General features: G+C 57.9%; 1 rRNA gene. It reads left to right on the top strand.

What is annotated here, in order from left to right:
• Nucleotides 1–96 precede the first annotated feature (96 nt).
• Nucleotides 97–1,077, top strand: a 16S ribosomal RNA gene (locus tag ACFYZA_RS40245); the annotation flags it as partial.

Here is a 1,077-nt window from a genome sequence, read left to right as displayed (position 1 = left end):
GGCAATTACACAGCGAGGACGCTGTGGACGGGCCGCCTTATTCCGGTGGTTCCGTCCCGCTCTTACGTGATGTGTGCACCCGATTACGGGTAAACATTCATGGAGAGTTTGATCCTGGCTCAGGACGAACGCTGGCGGCGTGCTTAACACATGCAAGTCGAACGATGAAGCCCTTCGGGGTGGATTAGTGGCGAACGGGTGAGTAACACGTGGGCAATCTGCCCTTCACTCTGGGACAAGCCCTGGAAACGGGGTCTAATACCGGATAACACTCCTCAGGGCATCTTGAGGGGTTAAAAGCTCCGGCGGTGAAGGATGAGCCCGCGGCCTATCAGCTTGTTGGTGGGGTGATGGCCTACCAAGGCGACGACGGGTAGCCGGCCTGAGAGGGCGACCGGCCACACTGGGACTGAGACACGGCCCAGACTCCTACGGGAGGCAGCAGTGGGGAATATTGCACAATGGGCGAAAGCCTGATGCAGCGACGCCGCGTGAGGGATGACGGCCTTCGGGTTGTAAACCTCTTTCAGCAGGGAAGAAGCGAAAGTGACGGTACCTGCAGAAGAAGCGCCGGCTAACTACGTGCCAGCAGCCGCGGTAATACGTAGGGCGCAAGCGTTGTCCGGAATTATTGGGCGTAAAGAGCTCGTAGGCGGCTTGTCACGTCGGATGTGAAAGCCCGGGGCTTAACCCCGGGTCTGCATTCGATACGGGCTAGCTAGAGTGTGGTAGGGGAGATCGGAATTCCTGGTGTAGCGGTGAAATGCGCAGATATCAGGAGGAACACCGGTGGCGAAGGCGGATCTCTGGGCCATTACTGACGCTGAGGAGCGAAAGCGTGGGGAGCGAACAGGATTAGATACCCTGGTAGTCCACGCCGTAAACGTTGGGAACTAGGTGTTGGCGACATTCCACGTCGTCGGTGCCGCAGCTAACGCATTAAGTTCCCCGCCTGGGGAGTACGGCCGCAAGGCTAAAACTCAAAGGAATTGACGGGGGCCCGCACAAGCAGCGGAGCATGTGGCTTAATTCGACGCAACGCGAAGAACCTTACCAAGGCTTGACATATACCGGAAA

It is taken from the genome of Streptomyces sp. NPDC001828 (genome assembly GCF_042892175.1).
GTDB lineage: Bacteria > Actinomycetota > Actinomycetes > Streptomycetales > Streptomycetaceae > Streptomyces.
Note: the sequence above shows the minus strand (reverse complement) of the source record. Positions and strands in the feature narration are given on the sequence as shown.